We start from the raw sequence: 17,748 nt of genomic DNA on the forward strand, positions 1-17,748 counted from the left end.
CCACCCCCCGTTGATGAGTTTTTGCTCGCGTGACAGCTTCTGTTTCCGCCGTTTTCATGCGCGGCGCGGGCCGGGGGCGCAACATTTTGCCGCCGGTCCTGCGTCGGTCGCGTGAAGACGCTGTTGTCCGCGTGAGAGCCGCGCGGGTGTGAACCTTTGGTCCCCGGGGGGAACTTCAAGAATGAGAATTCACAATCGCGCCACGATTCGATCGGTGCTGCTCACGTCCGTGGCCACGGCCGCCTGCCTGGCCGCGCCGGGTTTCGCTCTTGCGCAATCGGCCGCCTCCAAGACCGCCACGGCGGCGGCGACGGCGACCGTCGACGTCGGGGAGGTGGTGGTCACCGGCTCGCGCATCCCGCGGCCGAACGACGACCAGCCTACACCGGTGCAGTTGGTCAACAGCGACGACATCCAGGCTTCCGGCGTCACCAACCTGGGCGACATCATCTCGCAGATTCCCGCGCTCGGCTTCATCGGCTCGATCCGCGGCAGCGAAAACGGCGGCCAAGCCTCCGGCCTCGACATCCCGAACCTGCGCAACCTGGGCGCCCAGCGCACCCTGACCCTGGTGGACGGCCAACGACACGTGGCGGGCACAGCCGGCCAGGCCGGCGTCGACCTCGGATCGATCCCGCCCAGCCTGGTGGACCGCGTCGAGGTGACCACCGGCGGCTCGTCGGCCATCTACGGCTCCGACGCCGTCAGCGGCGTGGTGAACATCCTCACGAAGAAGAACCTGCAAGGCGTCGAGGCGGATTTCACCGCGGGCAGCGCCTTTGCGGGCTACGACAAGGACTACAATATCTCGATCAGCGTCGGGAACAACTTCGCGGACGGCCGCGGAAACGCGGTGTTCTCGGTGCTCTACGACCACAGCGACGCGGTGTCGCGGGACCAGATCAAGACGCTGAGGAACGGCGGCACCATCGTAAACTTCGCCGACTGCGCCACGCCCCGGGCGCTAAGCAGCCTTACGTCCTGCACGCCCAAGCCGAACGACGGGATTCCCGACTCCTTTGTCGTCAGCAACGTCGGCAGCGAAGTCATCAGCCCAAACGGCGTGCTTTCACCGTTCGGCGTCGGCAACCTCAACAGCCTGATCGGCTTCGACCGCGCGGGCAACCCGGTGGTGCAACCGGCGCGGACGGGCTTCAACAGCGCCCTCTTCGGCCAACTGCCCAGCAACTGCACGAGCTGCTTCTTCGGCCAGGATTTCCAGGACATCGTGCCGGAGATCACCCGCAAGGGCTTCTTCACCAACCTCCGATACGAGGTGACGCCGAACATCGAGCTGACGGTCGACGCCAAGTATGTGAATACTCAGGACACCACGCTGTTCCAGCCGAGCTTCGTGGCGGGCAGCATTTCGCCCAACGACGGCAGCAACAAGACCTTCACCACCAAGATCGCGCCGGACAACGCCTTCCGGACCCCGGCGCTGAACGCCTTCATCAACGCCGCCGCCGGCCAGAACCTGAACAATACGTCGCTGCCCTATTCGGCCTTCATCGGCCCGGCCCGGGGCGACACCACGACGCGCGAAACCTATCGTCTCGTCACCGGACTGAACGGCAAGTTCGACCTGCCGCTGGCGGAGTTCCACTACGACGCGGCGCTCAACTACGGCGAAACCAAGAACAGCTTCGCCGATCACGGCGAACTGCTGGACGGCAATTTCCGCGCCTCGCTCGACTCGGTGATCGACCCGGCCACGGGCAAGGCCGCCTGCCGGATCAACGTCGTCTCGGCCCAGCCGACGGGCTTCGCCGCGCCCACCGGCATCACCCAGAACCCCGCCAACTGCGTGCCCTTCAACCCGTTCGGCCAGCAGAACAGCGCCGCCTTCTTCAAGTGGGCCGAGTCGGACCTGAACGAGTCCGCGAGGATCACCCAGCAGGTGGCCAACGCCAACTTCCGGTTCGACACATCGAGGTTCTTCAACCTGCAAGGCGGCCCGCTCAGCATCGCCTTCGGCGGGGAATACCGGCGTGAAACGAGCATCAACGCCAACGATGCGCTCGCGCTTCAGGGCCTGACCTTCGCCGCGGCCGCGCCGACGGCGCCCGGCGTCTTCAACGTCTCGGAAGGCTATATCGAAATCCAGGCCCCGCTGCTGAAGCACTATGCCTTCGCCGAAGAACTCAGCGTCGGCGGCGCCACGCGGCAGGCCAGCTACAACCCGTTCGGCAACGTCAACACCTGGGACCTGAACTTCCTCTACGAGCCGTTCGCCAGGGACCTGTCGGGCTGGAAGTCGGCGTTCTCCGGCATCCGGCTGCGCGGCACGCTCTCCAGCGCCACGCGGGCGCCCAACATCGACGAGGCATTCCGTCCGATCAGCCCGGGCTTCTCCAACATCACCGACCCGTGCGACTCCCTGAACATCGGGTTGAACGTCAACCGCCGGGCCAACTGTGCGGCTCTGGGCCTTCCGGCTGTCTTCAACTCGAACACCAATGCGTCGATCAACACGGTGACGTCGGGTGGCCTGGTCAACGGAACCGGGACGCTGCGTAACGAGACGGCCCACACCTACACCCTGGGTCTCGTCTACCAGCCGCAGTGGGTTCCCTCGCTGGTCTTCTCGGCAGACTACTACAATATCAACATCCTAGACGCGATCACCCTGCCGGCGATCCAGACCATCATCAACAACTGCGTCGACGGTCCGACGTTGAACCAGCAGTTCTGCGGCCTGATCACCCGACTCCCAAGCACCGACCCGCTGCGCCCCCTCAACATCTCGACGGTCAACTCGCAGTTCCTCAACGCCGCGGCGGTGCGGACCCACGGCGTGGACTTCCAGCTCTCCTACAGCCGCAACGTCGCCGACTGGACGCAGAACCTGCCGGTGCTGCAACATCTTGACGGTCGTCTGAGCGGCGCTGTGGTCGTCGACTGGGTGCAGGCCAACCGCAATATCCCGTTCCAGGAATTCCCGAACATCCAGAACATCTTCGAAGGGACGGTGGGCATTCCGTCGGAAAAGGGAACGCTCAACCTGACCTACGCCCAAGGCGACTGGACGGTCGGCTATCGCGGCCGCTACGTCAGCCGCACCGCGCTGTTCGTCCGCGACGGAACCCGGGTCGAGTTCTGCGAGTCGATTTCGCCGTGCCAGATCCCGGCGCAATACTACAGCGACATCGACGTCACCTATAAGCTGAAGTCCTTCGGCTACAACATGGAGATCCAGGGCGGTATCAAGAACATCTTCAACACCCAGATCCCGCTGCACGGCGATGTGACCAGCGCCGAGTACGAGATCTTCGGCACCACCGGCTTCATCAGCCTGCGGGTGAAGCAGTAGCGGCGGGCGCCGAGCCGGCGTTACTGGGGGCCGCGGGCGATCAGCCCGCGGCCCCCTTGCTTTTGGCCTTTTGAGACCGCCGTCGCTCAACGCGTCGCGGCCATCGGGCTTCCTCCCCTTGTGGGAGTAGGACCCCAAATCCCGTTTACGCGTCCGCCATCGCCCGCATCCCGGCCATGCGGTCCAGCCGCCCGTGGATGATCTCCTCGGCCTCTCGAACGATGCGGTGGATCAGCTCGGCGCAGGTCGGGATGTCGTGGATCAGGCCCTGGATCTGGCCGGCCGACCAGATGCCGGCGTCGTTGTCGCCGACCTCGTAGACGCTGCGCCCGCGCGTGCCGGCCACCAGTTCGCGGACGTCCTCGAACTTCGCGCCCTCGCGCTCCATCTGGACGACCTGGGTCGAGATGACGTTCTTCGCCACGCGGCTGGTGTTGTGCATGGTGCGGAAGATGAGCTCGGTGGCGCGCTCGTCGTTGTCGACGATCTGCTGCTTGATGTTCGGGTGGATGGGGCTCTCCACGGTCGCCATGAAGCGGGTGCCCATGTTGATGCCCTCGGCGCCCAGCGCCAGCGCCGCGACCAGGCCCCGCGCGTCGCCAAAGCCGCCGGACGCGATCATCGGGATCTTGATCTTGTCGGCCGCCGCCGGGATCAGGATCAGGCCGGGCACGTCGTCCTCGCCCGGGTGGCCCGCGCACTCGAACCCGTCGATGGAGATGGCGTCGACGCCCATCCGCTCGGCCGACAGGCCATGGCGCACCGAGGTGCACTTATGGATCACCTTGATCCCGTGCTTCTTGAATTCCTCGACGTGCTCGATGGGCTTGTTGCCCGCCGTCTCGACGATCTTGATCCCGGCCTCGATGATCGCCTGGCGGTATTCCGCGTAGGGCGGCGGCTTGATGGCCGGCAGGATCGTCAGGTTCACGCCGAACGGCTTGTCGGTGAGGGTGCGGCAGCGGGCGATCTCTTCGGTCAGCTTCTCCGGCGTCGGCTGGGTCAGCGCGGTGATGAAGCCGAGGCCCCCGCCGTTGGCCACCGCGGCCACCAGCTCGGCGCGGCCGACCCACTGCATGCCGCCCTGGACGACGGGGTGCTCGATGCCGAACATCTCGGTGAAGCGGGTCTTCAGCGCCATGGGACGTCCCTCCAAACAGTTGTTTGGATCATACTCAATCCCGTGACGGGGCGTCAGGCAAGCGCCCTGTGATCTGGCGGCGCCAGGTTCCGCGCGCTAAGCACGGCCCATGACACCAGCGAACGCCATTCGGGGCGGCGACTTCGACTACGACACCCACGGCGGCGGCTACGCGCAGCGGCGAAGGCCGGACCCGCGCATCGAGGCCATGGTCCACGCCGCCCTGGGCGATGCGAAAACGGTGCTCAACGTCGGCGCGGGCGCGGGCTCCTACGAGCCGCTGGACCGGCGGGTCATCGCCATCGAACCCTCGGCCGCCATGCGCGCGCAACGGCCGCCGGACCGCCCCGCGATCATCGGGTTTGCTGAGCAGCTGCCGCTGGACGATCAGTCGGTGGACGCGGCCATGGCCATCTACACGGTGCACCAGTGGGCCGACCTCGACGCGGGCCTGGCCGAACTGCGTCGGGTGACGCGCGGGCCGATCGTGATCATGGCCGGGGACGCCGACACCTTCGATCGTCTGTGGATCACCGACTACGCGCCGGAACTGCTGTCCGCCGAGGCGAAGCGCACGCCGTCCATGGCTTACCTCGCCGAGCGGATCGGCGCCCGGAGCGAGATCCTCTCCGTTCCCGTCCCCTTCGACTGCACGGACGGCTTCCTGGAGGCCTTCTACGGCCGCCCTGAGCGGATGCTGGAGCCGCAGGTGCGTCAGGCGCAGTCGTCCTGGGGGTTCGTCGATGCCGGCGTCGAGGCGCGCTTCGTCGAGGCTCTGTCGAAGGATTTGGCCTCCGGGCGCTGGGACGAGCGTTACGGCCACCTGCGCACCCAAGCCACCTTCGAGGGCGCGCTGCGGCTGGTCGTGGGCCGGCCTTGAGCGCCTACTGCAGCCCTGTGCGGCCGATGGCGTAGAAGCGGTCGGCGCGCTGCTTGCGCAGTTCGTCGGGGGTCAGGCCCTCCAGGGCCTTCAGCTCCTCTTCCACCGCGTCGCCCACCGCCTTCAGGGTCGCCTCCGGGTCGGAATGAGCGCCGCCGGGTGGTTCCGGAATGATCCGGTCGACGATCTTCAGGCCCAAGAGGTCCTGGGCGGTGATCTTCATGGCCTTGGCGGCCGCGTCCGGCGTCTGCGCCCCGCGCCAGATGATCGAGTTCGCGCCTTCCGGCGAGATCACCATGTAGATGGCGTGCTCCAGGATCAGCACCCGGTTGCCGCAGGCGATCGCGATGGCGCCGCCCGAGGCGCCTTCGCCGGTGATCACCGCCACCATCGGCACGCCCAGCATCAGGCCCCTCTCGGTCGAGCGCGCGATGGCCTCGGCCACGCCGCGCTCCTCGGAGGCGACGCCCGGATAGGCGCCGGGCGTGTCCACCAGGCTGATGATCGGCAGTTTGAACCGCTCGGCCAGCTCCATCAGGCGGATCGCCTTGCGGTAGCCTTCGGGCCGGGCGTAGCCGAAGTTGTGCTTCACGCGGGTGACGGTGTCGCGGCCCTTCTCGTTGCCCATCACCACCACCGGGCGGCCGCGGAACCGGCCCAGGCCGCCGATGATCGCCTGGTCGTCGGCGAAGGTGCGGTCGCCCTTCAGCTCAACGAAGTCGTCGATCAGCCCGCCGGCGTAGTCGACGAAGTGCGGCCGGTCGGGATGGCGCGCCACCTGGGTCTTCTGCCAGGCGTCGAGGTTGGCGTAGGCGTCGCGGCGCATTTCCTGGGCGCGGGCCCGCAACGCCTCGATCTCGGCGTCGAAATTCCCGGCAGCCGAGGTCTCCGACAGTTTGGACAGCTCCTCGATCTTGGTCTCGATGTCGGCGATCGGCCGCTCGAACTCGAGGTAATGCACAGCCATGTTCGGAAACTTGGTCCTTTGCCGAGGCGGGGCCGGAAATTAGGCGGGATGGCGCCGCCTCACAAGAGCGCGGGGTTCGGGACTGAAGTTCCGCGCGGCGTTCCTGCGGTTCTGTTCATGCAACCTGTGTCGCAGATCAGGGGTTGTTGGGGCCGACGATGCGCGAAGCGGTGACGCTGCCGCCGGCGCTTCGAGGAAAAAACTGGAGACGACCATGAACACCGCCCTTCGACTAGGCATGGCCTCGGTCCTGGCGCTGGCGACCGCCGCGCCGGCCTTCGCCCAGCAGCCGCAATACCAGCCGCAGCAATATCAGCGCGACCCGCAGGACCAGCCGCCGCCCGGCCCGCAGTACCAGCAGACCGGTCCCTCGACCGCCGATCAGGAGCAGTACCAGCAGGACCGCCGCGACTACGAGGCCCGCAAGGACGCCTATGACGCCCGTCGCGAGGCCTATGACGCGCGCCGCGACAATTACGAAGCCAGCCGCGCCGACTATCAGGCCGCGCGCGCCGACTACGAGCGCCGCCACGCGCAATGGGAACGCGCCCGGGCCGACTACGACGCCCGCTACGGCTACGGCGCCTATGTCCGCGTCTATGGCCCCGCGCCGGTCTGGGACACGGGCCGCTGGGGTCCCTATGTCGCCGGCGACTATGGCCGCCCGACCGTCTATGTGGCGCCGGGTCCGGTGGAATGCCGCAACGACCACAGCGCCGCCACGGCCGGCACCATCCTGGGCGCCATCGCCGGCGCGGCGCTAGGCTCCAACATCGCCGCCTCCGGCCACCGCACCGCGGGCTCGATCCTCGGCGGCGTGGTCGGCGCCGGCATCGGCGGCTCGGTGGGCGCCGCCCACGACCGCTACCGCTGCGACGCCCACGGCCCCTACTACAGCTACAACGACACCATCACCTATCGCGAGGCGCCGGACTTCCGCAGCGGGCGCTACGACTACGCCTACTACAATCGCATGCATTGCCGCCTGGCCCCGGCCCCGATCGACCGGGACGGCCGCGACGTGCGCTACGTCCGCGTCTGCCCCGACGCCGACGGCCGCTATCGGATCACCGGCTAACGCCTGATCCGTGCTCTGGAGAGCTGGGAGGCCGTTCCGCAAGGGGCGGCCTTTCGGCTGCCCTTCTGTCAGTATTCTGGGCCTCAGCGCTTGCGGCTGAGCGGATGTTTCGAGGCCACCACCTCGGCCAGCCGGTCGCCGGCCACGTGGGTGTAGATCTGGGTGGTGCCGATATCGGCGTGGCCGAGCAGGGTCTGCACCACCCGCAGATCGGCTCCGCCTTCCAACAGGTGGGTCGCAAAGGCGTGGCGCAGGACGTGCGGACTGACCCGGGCCGGGTCGATGCCGGCGTCGGCGGCGGCCTCGTCCAGCAGCTGGGCGAAGCGGCGTGGCGTCAGCCGGCCTTCCTTGCCGCGCGAGGCGAAGAGCCAGGGATTGGCCTTATCGCCCTTCGGCAGGAAGCCGGGCCGGACCTCCAGATAGGCCTTGATGGCCGTCCGCGCGGCGTCGTTGAGCGGGGCGAGCCGCTCCTTGCCGCCCTTGCCCCTGACGATCAGATAGGCCGGATCGCGGGCGAGCGCCGCCAGCGTCAGGCCGGTGAGTTCGGAGATGCGCAGGCCCGAGGCGTAGGCCAGCTCCACCATGCAGGCGAGGCGCAGACCCTGCGCCCCGTCCTTGGCGCCCGCCGCGGCGATCAGCGCGTCGACCTCGGCGCGGCTCAGCACCCTGGGCAGCGAGCGGCCCTTGCGCGGCGCCTCGACCCGCCGTGAGGGGTCGTCGGGCCGCCAGCCCTCGCCCAGCACGAAGCGGTAGAACTGCCGCACGGCCGCGCGCCGCCGCGACGCCGTCGCCGGCGACAGGCCCCGCGCGCCCAAGGCGGCGAAATAGGCCTCCACGTCCTCCGCCGAGGCGTCGGAGAGGTCGCGTCCGCGGCCCGCCAGGAACCCCGAGGCGTCGGTCAGGTCGCGCGTATAGGCGGTCAGCGTGTTCTTCGCCGCGGCGCGCTCGACCGACATCATCTCCAGGAAGGCCTCGGCCCAGGCTCCCCCGCTTCCGCTCATTTCAGCGCGATCAGGCCTTCGAGGGCGAAGGCGCGGGCGTCGACCTCCAGGCCGACGGCGTGCAGGGCGCGCACGATGCGGGCCCGGTCGCCCATCGCCACGCCGCTCGGCCCGGCCTCGGCGCTGGTCCACAGCGCCAGCAGGGCCGCCTCGCCCATCAGCTTCTGATCGGCGGCGGCGTCCAGCGCCAGGTCGCGGCCCACCGGCGCCCTGCCTTCCGGCGTGCTCAGGGCGGCGAAATCCCCACGCGCCTCGGCGTCGAGGGGGCCGGAAAGGCCGAGCGCCAGCAGGGCCGCGGCCTGAGCCCGGGCGCGGGCCTTCGGATCGGAGCCGCCGGCCGCCTCGACCAGGGCCTTGACCATCACCTCGTGGACCGCCTGGCCCTTCATCAGCGGCTCGACCAGCAGAGCGACCTCAGGTGACGCCGCGGCGGCGTCGAACAGCGGCTCCTGCGGATCGGCGCCGGACAGCGCAGCGGCGACCTCCGGCGAGGCCTTGGCGACGGCGAGATCGAGGCCCAGGCCGTGCGACAGGGCGTAGTCGAGGCCGTTGCGCAGCGAGGCCGCCCCGGGATTGCCGGCGCCCGTCAGCTTGGCGGTCATCAGCCGGCCGAAGATCGGGTCGCGCGCCTGGGTCTGGGCGAGGTCGAAGGTCAGTTGCGCCTGATCTGCGTGGCCGGCCACCGCCTGGCAGTAGGTGCGCAGCCGCAGCCAGTAGACCTCGTCGCGGCCGCTGGTCAGCCCCTCGGCGACGCTGCAGGCGCGCGCGTCGTCGCCGGTCAGGAGCGCGGTTTCCGCCGCGGCGTGGGCCAGCTCTGGGCTGCGGTCGATCCCTGGCGCGCGCGAAAGGATCGCCGCGGCCGCCTTGACGTCGCCCTGGGCCAGGAGCGCGCTCGCCCGCGACCCCACCAGGGCGGGATCGGTCCCAGCGCCCTGCGGGCCCGGCGCGCCGGTCGCCAGCACGCGCCTCGCCAGCGCCGCGGCGGCCGGCGAGAGCGTCCGGGTCTGCAGCAGCGCGAGCACGGTGCGCGCAGTCTTCACCGAGGCCCCGCGCCAGAGCGTGGGCGGCAGGCCGGTCGCGCGGCCGGGCGTGGTGAAGGCGTCCGGCGCGGCCAGGGTGGAGACCTCGACGCTGGTTTCCGCCGTCGCCGGGGGCCTGGCGGGCGGCAGGCTGGTCGCGGACGCCGGCGGCGACGCGGCCGGGGCGCTTATGGGCGGCTCCTGCGCCAGCGCCGGGACCGCCGAGGCGGCGACGATGAAGGCGGCGATCAGGCAGGGACGACGCAACATGGCCCGATCATAGCCGGGGCGGCAGATTGGCGCGAGAGCGCCTCCTCGTGTAGACGTTCGCCGTTCATGGACCGCTATGCACCGTTGCGCCGCCGCACCATCGCCCTCGTGGGCCTGATGGGCGTGGGCAAGTCGAGCGTCGGGCGCCGGCTCGCCAACGCGCTCGATCTGCCGTTCCGCGACGCCGACGCCGAGGTGGAGCTGGCGGCCGGCCGCTCGATCTCCGATATCTTCGGCGACCTGGGCGAGGACGCCTTCCGCGAGGGCGAGCGCCGGGTGATCGCCCGCCTGCTGGATCAGGAGCCGCATGTGCTGGCGACCGGCGGCGGCGCCTTCATGAACCCGCAGACCCGTGAGCTGATCAAATCCCGGGCGATCTCGGTGTGGCTGAAGACCGACCTGGCGGTGCTGGCCAGGCGGGTGTCGCGCAAGGACACGCGCCCCCTGCTGATCGGCAAGGATCCGCTGGAGGTGCTGGAGGCGCAGGCGCTGGCGCGCTATCCGGCCTATGGCGAGGCCGACGTGGTGGTGGAGACCGGCGACGAGGCCCACCATGTCACCGTCGAACAGCTGATCCGCGCGCTGTCCGAGCACCTCGAGGCGCCCGCGCCATGAACGCCAAGCCCGGTGTGCGCCGGATCGATGTGGGGCTGGGCGACCGCAGCTATGCGGTCCTGGTCGGCGCCGGCCTGATCGACGCCGCCGGCGAGGCCATGGCGCCGCTGCTGAAGCGCCGCCGCACCGCCGTCGTCAGCGACCAGACCGTCTGGGGCCTGCACGGCGCGCGGCTGACCGCGGCCCTTGAGCGCGCCGGGATCGCGGTCTGGCCGGTGATCGTCGCGCCCGGCGAACAGACCAAGAGCTTCGAGGGCCTGGCCGACGTCAGCGACCGGCTGCTGGCCCTGGAACTGGACCGCGGCGACCTGATCACCGCGTTCGGCGGCGGGGTCGTCGGCGACCTGGCGGGGTTCGCAGCCGCCATCTACAAGCGCGGCATCGACTTCGTGCAGATCCCCACGACGCTCTTGGCGCAGGTCGACTCCTCGGTGGGCGGCAAGACCGCCATCGATACGCCGCGCGGCAAGAACCTGGTCGGCGCCTTTCACCAGCCCAGGCTGGTGCTGGCCGATCTGGATGTGCTGGCGACCTTGCCCGTGCGCGAGATGCGCTGCGGCTACGCCGAGGTGATCAAGTACGGCCTGTTGGGCGATTTCGGCTTCTTCGAATGGCTGGAGACGAATGGCGCGGCGGTTCTGGCGCGCGAGCCGGCGGCGCTGGCCCACGCCGTCGCGCGGTCCGTGGAAATGAAGGCGGAGATCGTCGCCGAGGACGAGACCGAGCAGGGCCGCCGCGCGCTCCTGAACCTCGGCCACACCTTCGGCCACGCGCTTGAGGCCGAGACCGGCTATGGCGCGGCCCTGCTGCACGGCGAGGCGGTGGGCGCCGGCATGGCGCTCGCCTTCCGCTTCTCGGCCGCGCAAGGCCTCTGTCCGAGCCAGGAGGCCGCCCGGGCCACCGCCGCGATCGCCGCCGCCGGCCTGCCGACCACTCTGGCCGAGGTCTCCGCCAGGCCCTTCGCCGCCGACCGGCTGGTCCGTCACATGGCGCAGGACAAGAAGGCGCAGGACGGCGAGCTGACCTTCATCCTGGCCCGCAGGCTGGGCGAGGCCTTTGTCGCCAAACAGGTCGACCCCGGCGCGGCGGCCGCGTTCCTGCAGCAGGAAGGAGCCGCCTGATGGCCGCGCTGATGGCGCTCGCCCCGGTCGTCTTCGCCCTGCTGGCGGCCTCGGCCCTGTTCTCGGCGGCCGAAACGGCGATGACCGGCGCGAGCCGCGCCCGGATGCACCAGCTCGACCGCGATGGCGACCGCGCCGCGCGCCGCGTCAACCGCCTGCTCGGCGACCGCGAGATGATGATCGGCGCGGTGCTGCTGGGGAACAACATCTTCAACATCCTGGCCACCGAGCTCGCGAGCTCGGTCTTCGCCAAGGTGATCCCCGGCGCCTTGGGCGTGGCGACGGCGACCGCGGTGATGACCGTGCTGATCCTGGTCTTCGCCGAGATCCTACCCAAGACGATCGCCATCCTGCGGTCGGACGATATCGCGCGCCTCCTGTCGGCCCCGACGCTGGTGGTGGTGAAGCTGTTCGGGCCGATCATCTTCGGCGTTCAGTACGTGGTGCGCCGCACCCTCACCCTGTTCGGCGTGCATCTGGGGATGGAGATGGACGTGCTGGCCGCGCACGAGGAGATCCGCGGCGCGGTCGAATACCACCACGCCGAGGGGCTGGTGGAGAGCCACGACCGCTGGATGCTGGGCGGCGTGCTGGACCTGGCCGAGATGGACGTGAGCGAGGTGATGGTCCACCGCAACGCCATCGCCACCATCGACGCCGATCAGACGCCCCGCCAGATCCTCGCCGAGGCGCTGGCCACCGGCCACAGCCGCGTGCCGCTCTACCGCGACGAGCCGGAGAACATCGTCGGCGTTCTGCACAACAAGGACCTGCTGGCCGCCCTGCACGAAGCGGACGGGAGAATAGAGGCCATCGACATGGACGCCATCGTCCGCGAGCCCTGGTTCATCCCCGAGACCACCAGCCTGAAGGACCAGCTCTCGGCCTTCCTGAAGCGCCGCATCCACTTCGCCTTGGTGGTGGACGAATACGGCGCCCTGCAGGGGCTGGTGACGTTGGAGGACATCCTCGAAGAGATCGTCGGTGAGATCGAGGACGAGCACGACGTGGCGCCCAGCGGCGTCAAGACCGCCGCCGACGGCTCGGTCGTCGTCGATGGCTCGGTGACCATCCGCGACCTCAACCGGGCGCTGAACTGGGACCTGCCGGACGACGAGGCGGTCACCGTCGCGGGCTTGCTGATCCATGAGGCGCGGCGCATCCCGGACGCGGGCCAGACCTTCAGCTTTCACCGCCACCGCTTCGGGGTGCTGGAGCGCAAGGTCAACCGCATCACCAAGCTGCAGATCTGGCCCGCCGACCCGCGCGAGGACGGTTGAGCGAGCGTCGGACGCCCGACACAACTGAAAATCGCACTTGATTGTATGGGACAACGCCTGTTGCTTGGCCGCCGAGCTGACGAAGACCTGGACCGGAGCCTTGAATGACCGACGTCGCCGCCCTCGCCGGACTGCGTGTCCTGGTGGTGGAAGACGAGATGATGGTCTCGATGCTGATCGAGGACATGCTCTCCGACATGGGTTGCCAGGTGGTGGGCCCGGCCTCGCGCCTGGACGAGGCCGTAGAGCTCGCCAAGGGCGCTGAGATCGACTGCGCGGTGCTGGATGTGAACCTGGGCGGCCAGCCGATCTTCCCGTTGGCCGATATCCTGCGCGAGCAGGGCGTGCCCTTCGCCTTCGCCACCGGCTATGGAGATGCGGGGCTTCGCGACACCGACCGGGGCGCCCCGGTGCTGCAGAAGCCGTTCCGCGAAGGCGACCTGGCGCGCGTGCTCGGCGAGTTGCGGGCCCGCGTCGCCTGAGAGGAGCGTCGGCTAGGGGCCTTCTAGAGGTAGCTCAGGCTCAGCGCGCCCCAGCTGTTGAACAGCAGGGTCACAGCGCCAACCAGCGTCGCCAGTGGCAAGATAAGTTTCACGTCCCGTCTCCCTCGAAGTCTCGAAAGCCCAGGCTTCACGTAGAAGCTCGCCTTCAAGACGCCTGAGATAGGTACGATCCGACACCGCGTTAGACGCAATTCGGGAACCAGTGTTTTCCATTTTTGGAACAGGTCGCTGGGGACCTGGGGCCAAAGACCGCCTTTGGCCAAAGCGGCGACTACAATTCGCCCGCGCGCCCTTTGCCCATGTGGTTTGCGACCATCTCCTCGACTACGCCGACGTCGATATCCTTGATGCGCCTGAACTTGACGCAATATCCGGTGATGCTCGCCTTTCCCAATCGCCCGCCATAGGTCCTGGACAAGTAGGTCTTATCCTCGAGGCCGATGATGTAGATGGATATCCCGGTCGAATTGCCGCTTAGGCCGACCCGGTAGAATTCCCGGGTCTCGCCGCCGGCGTATTCTATCTTCTGCGAGCCGTAGCCGATGTTTGGATTGGAAACGACCTTGCCTTCGCCGTTCCGTCCATCGAGGAACCACAGCTTGCTGTCCGGCGATATTTCAAGAACGAGCCGGTGCAGCTCGCGCAGGTCTTCGCTTTTTGCCTGAGGCTGACCGGAAATATAGGCGTCGATCTGCGCTTGGACGTTCATGGCCCGCTCCCGTTTGAGGCGCCCCGGTTGGCCTCTCACCAGAACGTCGCACGAGCTCTCCCGAAATCGACACCGTTGCGGCGATTATCCCCGCTCGGCCGCCATAATCGCAGCCAGCAGCTTGTCCGGCGTGATCGGGTAGTCGCGCACACGCACGCCGCAGGCGTTGTAGATGGCGTTCGCCACCGCCGCGCCGGCGCCGGAGATGCCGAGCTCGCCGACGCCCTTGATGCCCATGGGATTGGCCTTGTCGTCGACCTCGTCGAGCATGATGGCGTCGAGTTCGCCGATGTCGGCCTGAACCGGCACCAGATAGCCCGCCAGGTCCTGGTTGATCAGCGAGCCGTAGCGCGGGTCGACGGCGTTGCCTTCGGCGAGCGCCGAGCCGACGCCCCAGATCATCCCGCCGGTCAGCTGGCTGCGCGCGGTCTTCCAGTTGAGGATGCGCCCGGCGGCGAAGACCCCCAGCATGCGCCGCGTGCGGACCTCGCCGGTGACGGTGTCGACCGCCACCTCAACGAAGTGGGCGCCATAGGTGTGCGAACTCCACTGGCCGGCGTCGGCGGCGGGGCGCACCTCGCCCTCGGCGGTCAAGCCCTCCGGGCAGTTGCGGCGGATCAGGTCTGAGAGCCGTTCGGAGCGGTTGGCGATGGCGATGACGCCGTCCTGGAAGGTGACGTCGGCGGTCGGGCCGCCAAACAGCGGCGAGGCCGGATCGGCCGCCGCCAGCTCGGCGATGGCGGTTCGAAGATTCATGCCCGCGTCAAGCGCCGCCGAGCCCGCCGTCGCCGCGCCGAACTGGCCGCCGGAGCCGGGGGCCGGCGGCAGCTCGGAATCGCCGATCTCGACACGCACGTCGCCCAGCGGCACGCCGAGCGTCTCGGCGGCGATCTGGGCGAGCACCGTGTAGGTGCCAGTGCCGATGTCGGTCATGCCCTGGCGCACGGTGATCACGCCGTCCGCGTCCACCGTGAAACTGCATTTGGCCGGCAGCAGGAAGTTGCCGCGGATGGCGGCGGCCATGCCGACGCCGAGGTTCCAGCGGCCCTCGCGCACCTGGCCCGGGACCGGGTTGCGCCGGTCCCAGCCGAAGATCTGGGCGCCCTCGCGCATGCAGCGCACCAATTGCCGGATCGAGAACGGCTTGCCGGTCTCCGGATCGCTCTCCGGCTCGTTGAGGATGCGCAGCTCCATGGGGTCCATGCCGAGCTTCTCGGCCAGCTCGTCCATGGCCACTTCCAGGCTGAGCGTGCCCGAGGCCTCGCCGGGCGCGCGCATGGCGCTGGCCACGGGCAGGTCGAGGCGCACCAGCCTGTGTCCGGTCAGCCGGTTGGGCGCGGCGTAGAGGTTGCGGGCGAAGTTCGAGGCGTGCTCGGTGAAATTGCCGCGCCGGTCGCAGTGCGTCGTGGTCATCAGCGACATGGCGGTCAGCCGCCCGTCCCGCGTCGCGCCCAGACGCACATGCAGCTCGGTCGCCGGCCGATGCACCGTGCCATGCATCATCTGCTGGCGGGTGAGGGCGATCTTCACCGGCCGGCCGAGCTCGCGGGCGGCCAGCGAGGCCAGCACCAGGTCCTCGTAGAACGAGCCCTTGCCGCCGAACCCGCCGCCCACATAGCGGGTGAGCAGGCGCACCTGCTTGTGCGGGATCATCAGGGTCTCGGCGAGCGAGTTCTGCGCGAACCGCACCATCTGCACCGAGGTGTGCACGGTCAGCTGGTCGCCGTCCCACCAGGCGGTCGTGGCGCAGGGCTCCATCTGGCAATGGTTCTGCAGCGGCGTGCGCCAGACATCGTCGACGGTCACCGGCGCTTCCGCGAAGGCCTTGGCGAAGTCGCCGATCTCGACGTCGGACTCGCCGGGCGGTTGCACCGCCTCGTCGCGGTGGTCGTGCAGGATCACGGCCTTGTCGTCGTCCTCGAAGTCCAGCCGCACCAGCGCCGCGGCGGCCTGGGCGTTCTCCAGGGTGTCGGCCACGACCAGCGCCACCTGCTGGCCGAAGAAGTGCACGCGGTCCGACTCCAGCGCCGGCCGCGGCGAGGGCGTGAAGAAGTCGTAGCGGGGCGGACGCGGTCCCTGGGCCGGGGCGTTCTTGTAGGTCCAGACGAGCTGGACCCCGGGCGAGGCCTCGGCCGCAGCGGTGTCGGTGCCGGTGATCCGGCCCTTGGCGATCGGCGCGGAGAGCAAGACGCCATAGGCCGGCGGCGATGGGGGCTCGACCTCATAGGCGTAGGGCGCCGCGCCGGTGACCTTCAGCGGCCCTTCGTAGCGGTCGACCGCCTTGCCGATGTTGCCGGCGCGGTTCTCCTTGACCGGGTTGGGCGTGTTTTCCCAATCGATGACCGAGCTCATGCCTCGCTCCCGTTGGCTTGCGCGATCGCGACCGGGACCAGCCGCCGCAGCAGGTCGATCTTGAAGCCGTTGCGGTGGCTGTGGGTCGCTTCGGACAGTTCGACGGCGATAGCCTCGACACCGCTCGATCCGAGCGCCAGGGCCGCCTCGGCCTTCTCCGCCCGCCACGGCTTGTGGGCGACGGCGCCCAGCGCGATCCGGCCGCCGGCCACCGCCACGCTGGCCAGGCCCGCGGCGTAGGAGGCCCGGTCGCGGACCTTGCGGTAGACCTGTCCGCCCCCTCCTTTTGCGTCCATCGGCGGCGGCGGCAGGACGACGGCGGTGATCAACTCGCCTGGGATCAGATGGGTCTCGACGTCCGGCGTCTCGCCCGGCAGCCGATGCAGCTCAACGATCGAAAAACTCCGCGCCTGGCCCGAGGGCGATAGGGTCTCGACCGTCGCGTCCAGGGCGGTCAGCGCCACGGCCATGTCCGACGGGTGGGTGGCGATGCAGGCATGGCTCGCACCGAAGATCGCCGAGTTGCGGTTGAGGCCCTCCAGCGCCCCGCAGCCGGAGCCGGGCGCGCGCTTATTGCAGGGCTTGGAGGTGTCGTAGAAATAGGCGCAGCGGGTGCGCTGCAGCAGGTTGCCGCCGGTCGTGGCCTTGTTGCGCAGCTGCCCCGAACCGCCCGCCACGATGGCCTGGGTCAGCACCGGATAGCGCGACCGCACCCTGGCGTCGGCGGCCACATGGCTGTTGCTGGCCATGGCGCCGATGCGCAAACCGCCGTCGGCCGTATCCTCGATGGCGGCGATCGGCAGGCGGCCCACGTCGATCAGATGCGCCGGCGTCTCGATCTCCAGCTTCATCAGGTCGAGCAGGTTGGTGCCGCCGGCGATGAAGCGGGCGTTGGGCGTTTCAGCGGCCGCCTTCACCGCCCCCTCGGCGGAGGTCGCGCGCTCGTAGGTGAACGGCCTCATGCGGCTTCTCCCGCGACCGACCTGATCGCCGCGACGATTTGCGGATAGGCCGAGCAGCGGCAGATGTTGCCGCTCATCCGCTCGCGAAGCTCGTCGTCGGTGAGTCGGATCGGCGCGGTCAGGTCGGCGGTCTCCTGGCTGGGCCAGCCGGCGGCGACCTCGGCCAGCATGCCGAGCGCCGAGCAGATCTGGCCGGGCGTGCAGTAGCCGCACTGGAAAGCGTCCTCGGTGAGGAACGCCTGCTGGATGGGCGCGAGCGCGCCCACCTGGCCGACGCCCTCGATGGTGGTGACCGCGTCGCCGTCGTGCATCACCGCCAGCGACAGGCAGCTGTTGATCCGCGTCCCGTTGACCAGCACCGTGCAGGCCCCGCACTGGCCGTGGTCGCAGCCCTTCTTTGTCCCGGTCAGACGCAGGGTCTCGCGGAGTGCGTCGAGCAGGGTGGTGCGCGGGTCGAGGTCGAGCGCGCGCGCCTCGCCGTTCACGGTGATCGTGGTCTTCAAGCGCAGGCCTCCCGGGAGCGAACTCAAACGCCTG

The 17,748-nt window shown here is 69.2% G+C and carries 15 protein-coding genes; 7 read left to right on the top strand and 8 right to left on the bottom strand.

The window, feature by feature from the left end; all coding sequences use genetic code 11:
• Positions 1–181 precede the first annotated feature (181 nt).
• Complete coding sequence (locus VKQ35_RS06885; protein ID WP_324359890.1) at positions 182–3,313, top strand: TonB-dependent receptor plug domain-containing protein; 3,132 nt, start codon at positions 182–184, stop codon at positions 3,311–3,313.
• A 145-nt stretch (positions 3,314–3,458) separates the two neighbouring features.
• Here the strand turns inward: VKQ35_RS06885 and VKQ35_RS06890 are convergent, their stop codons facing one another.
• Positions 3,459–4,454 carry a nitronate monooxygenase family protein gene (locus VKQ35_RS06890; RefSeq protein ID WP_324359891.1) on the bottom strand — a complete coding sequence of 332 codons (996 nt, stop codon included), beginning with the start codon at positions 4,452–4,454 and terminating at the stop codon, positions 3,459–3,461.
• A 109-nt stretch (positions 4,455–4,563) separates the two neighbouring features.
• On the opposite strand from VKQ35_RS06890, the gene VKQ35_RS06895 reads away from it, so the two are divergent.
• Entirely contained in the window at positions 4,564–5,334 is a 771-nt protein-coding gene (locus VKQ35_RS06895) for a class I SAM-dependent methyltransferase (RefSeq protein ID WP_324359892.1), read from the top strand.
• A 4-nt stretch (positions 5,335–5,338) separates the two neighbouring features.
• Here the strand turns inward: VKQ35_RS06895 and VKQ35_RS06900 are convergent, their stop codons facing one another.
• The gene (locus tag VKQ35_RS06900; RefSeq protein WP_324359893.1) at positions 5,339–6,301 is read right to left on the bottom strand and encodes an acetyl-CoA carboxylase carboxyltransferase subunit alpha; all 963 of its coding nucleotides are present in this window, start codon (positions 6,299–6,301) and stop codon (positions 5,339–5,341) included.
• Between the two features lie 214 nt (positions 6,302–6,515).
• On the opposite strand from VKQ35_RS06900, the gene VKQ35_RS06905 reads away from it, so the two are divergent.
• Positions 6,516–7,379 carry a hypothetical protein gene (locus VKQ35_RS06905; protein WP_324359894.1) on the top strand — a complete coding sequence of 288 codons (864 nt, stop codon included), beginning with the start codon at positions 6,516–6,518 and terminating at the stop codon, positions 7,377–7,379.
• An 83-nt stretch (positions 7,380–7,462) separates the two neighbouring features.
• Here VKQ35_RS06905 and VKQ35_RS06910 read toward each other — a convergent pair whose 3' ends face one another.
• A complete protein-coding gene (locus tag VKQ35_RS06910; RefSeq protein WP_324359895.1) occupies positions 7,463–8,380 on the bottom strand; it encodes a tyrosine recombinase in 918 nt (305 codons plus the stop codon).
• Complete coding sequence (locus VKQ35_RS06915) at positions 8,377–9,669, bottom strand: hypothetical protein (RefSeq protein ID WP_324359896.1); 1,293 nt, start codon at positions 9,667–9,669, stop codon at positions 8,377–8,379. The genes VKQ35_RS06910 and VKQ35_RS06915 overlap by 4 nt, the downstream gene beginning before the upstream one ends.
• Positions 9,670–9,735: 66 nt before the next feature.
• Between VKQ35_RS06915 and VKQ35_RS06920 the strand changes: the two genes are divergently transcribed.
• The 4 genes from VKQ35_RS06920 (at position 9,736) to VKQ35_RS06935 (ending at position 13,167) form a co-directional block, all read left to right on the top strand.
• The gene (locus tag VKQ35_RS06920) at positions 9,736–10,284 is read left to right on the top strand and encodes a shikimate kinase (RefSeq protein ID WP_324359897.1); all 549 of its coding nucleotides are present in this window, start codon (positions 9,736–9,738) and stop codon (positions 10,282–10,284) included.
• On the top strand, positions 10,281–11,405 hold the full coding sequence (gene aroB / locus VKQ35_RS06925; protein WP_324359898.1) for a 3-dehydroquinate synthase: 1,125 nt from the start codon (positions 10,281–10,283) through the stop codon (positions 11,403–11,405). Before VKQ35_RS06920 ends, aroB begins: the two co-directional genes overlap by 4 nt.
• Positions 11,405–12,685, top strand: a complete 1,281-nt coding sequence (locus tag VKQ35_RS06930) for an HlyC/CorC family transporter (protein ID WP_414692318.1) — start codon at positions 11,405–11,407, stop codon at positions 12,683–12,685. The genes aroB and VKQ35_RS06930 overlap by 1 nt, the downstream gene beginning before the upstream one ends.
• A 104-nt stretch (positions 12,686–12,789) precedes the next feature.
• Positions 12,790–13,167, top strand: a complete 378-nt coding sequence (locus VKQ35_RS06935) for a response regulator (protein ID WP_324359899.1) — start codon at positions 12,790–12,792, stop codon at positions 13,165–13,167.
• Between the two features lie 292 nt (positions 13,168–13,459).
• On the opposite strand, the gene VKQ35_RS06940 is transcribed toward VKQ35_RS06935, so the two are convergent.
• The 4 genes from VKQ35_RS06940 to VKQ35_RS06955 form a co-directional block, all read right to left on the bottom strand.
• On the bottom strand, positions 13,460–13,897 hold the full coding sequence (locus VKQ35_RS06940) for a hypothetical protein (protein WP_324359900.1): 438 nt from the start codon (positions 13,895–13,897) through the stop codon (positions 13,460–13,462).
• Positions 13,898–13,981: 84 nt separating this feature from the next.
• A complete protein-coding gene (locus tag VKQ35_RS06945; RefSeq protein ID WP_324359901.1) occupies positions 13,982–16,249 on the bottom strand; it encodes a xanthine dehydrogenase family protein molybdopterin-binding subunit in 2,268 nt (755 codons plus the stop codon).
• Entirely contained in the window at positions 16,246–17,211 is a 966-nt protein-coding gene (locus tag VKQ35_RS06950; protein ID WP_324359902.1) for a xanthine dehydrogenase family protein subunit M, read from the bottom strand. Before VKQ35_RS06950 ends, VKQ35_RS06945 begins: the two co-directional genes overlap by 4 nt.
• Complete coding sequence (locus VKQ35_RS06955) at positions 17,208–17,714, bottom strand: 2Fe-2S iron-sulfur cluster-binding protein (RefSeq protein WP_324359903.1); 507 nt, start codon at positions 17,712–17,714, stop codon at positions 17,208–17,210. The genes VKQ35_RS06950 and VKQ35_RS06955 overlap by 4 nt, the downstream gene beginning before the upstream one ends.
• Positions 17,715–17,748 lie beyond the last annotated feature (34 nt).

Origin of the sequence: Phenylobacterium sp. (assembly GCF_035309685.1) — a bacterium.
Taxonomy (GTDB): domain Bacteria; phylum Pseudomonadota; class Alphaproteobacteria; order Caulobacterales; family Caulobacteraceae; genus Phenylobacterium.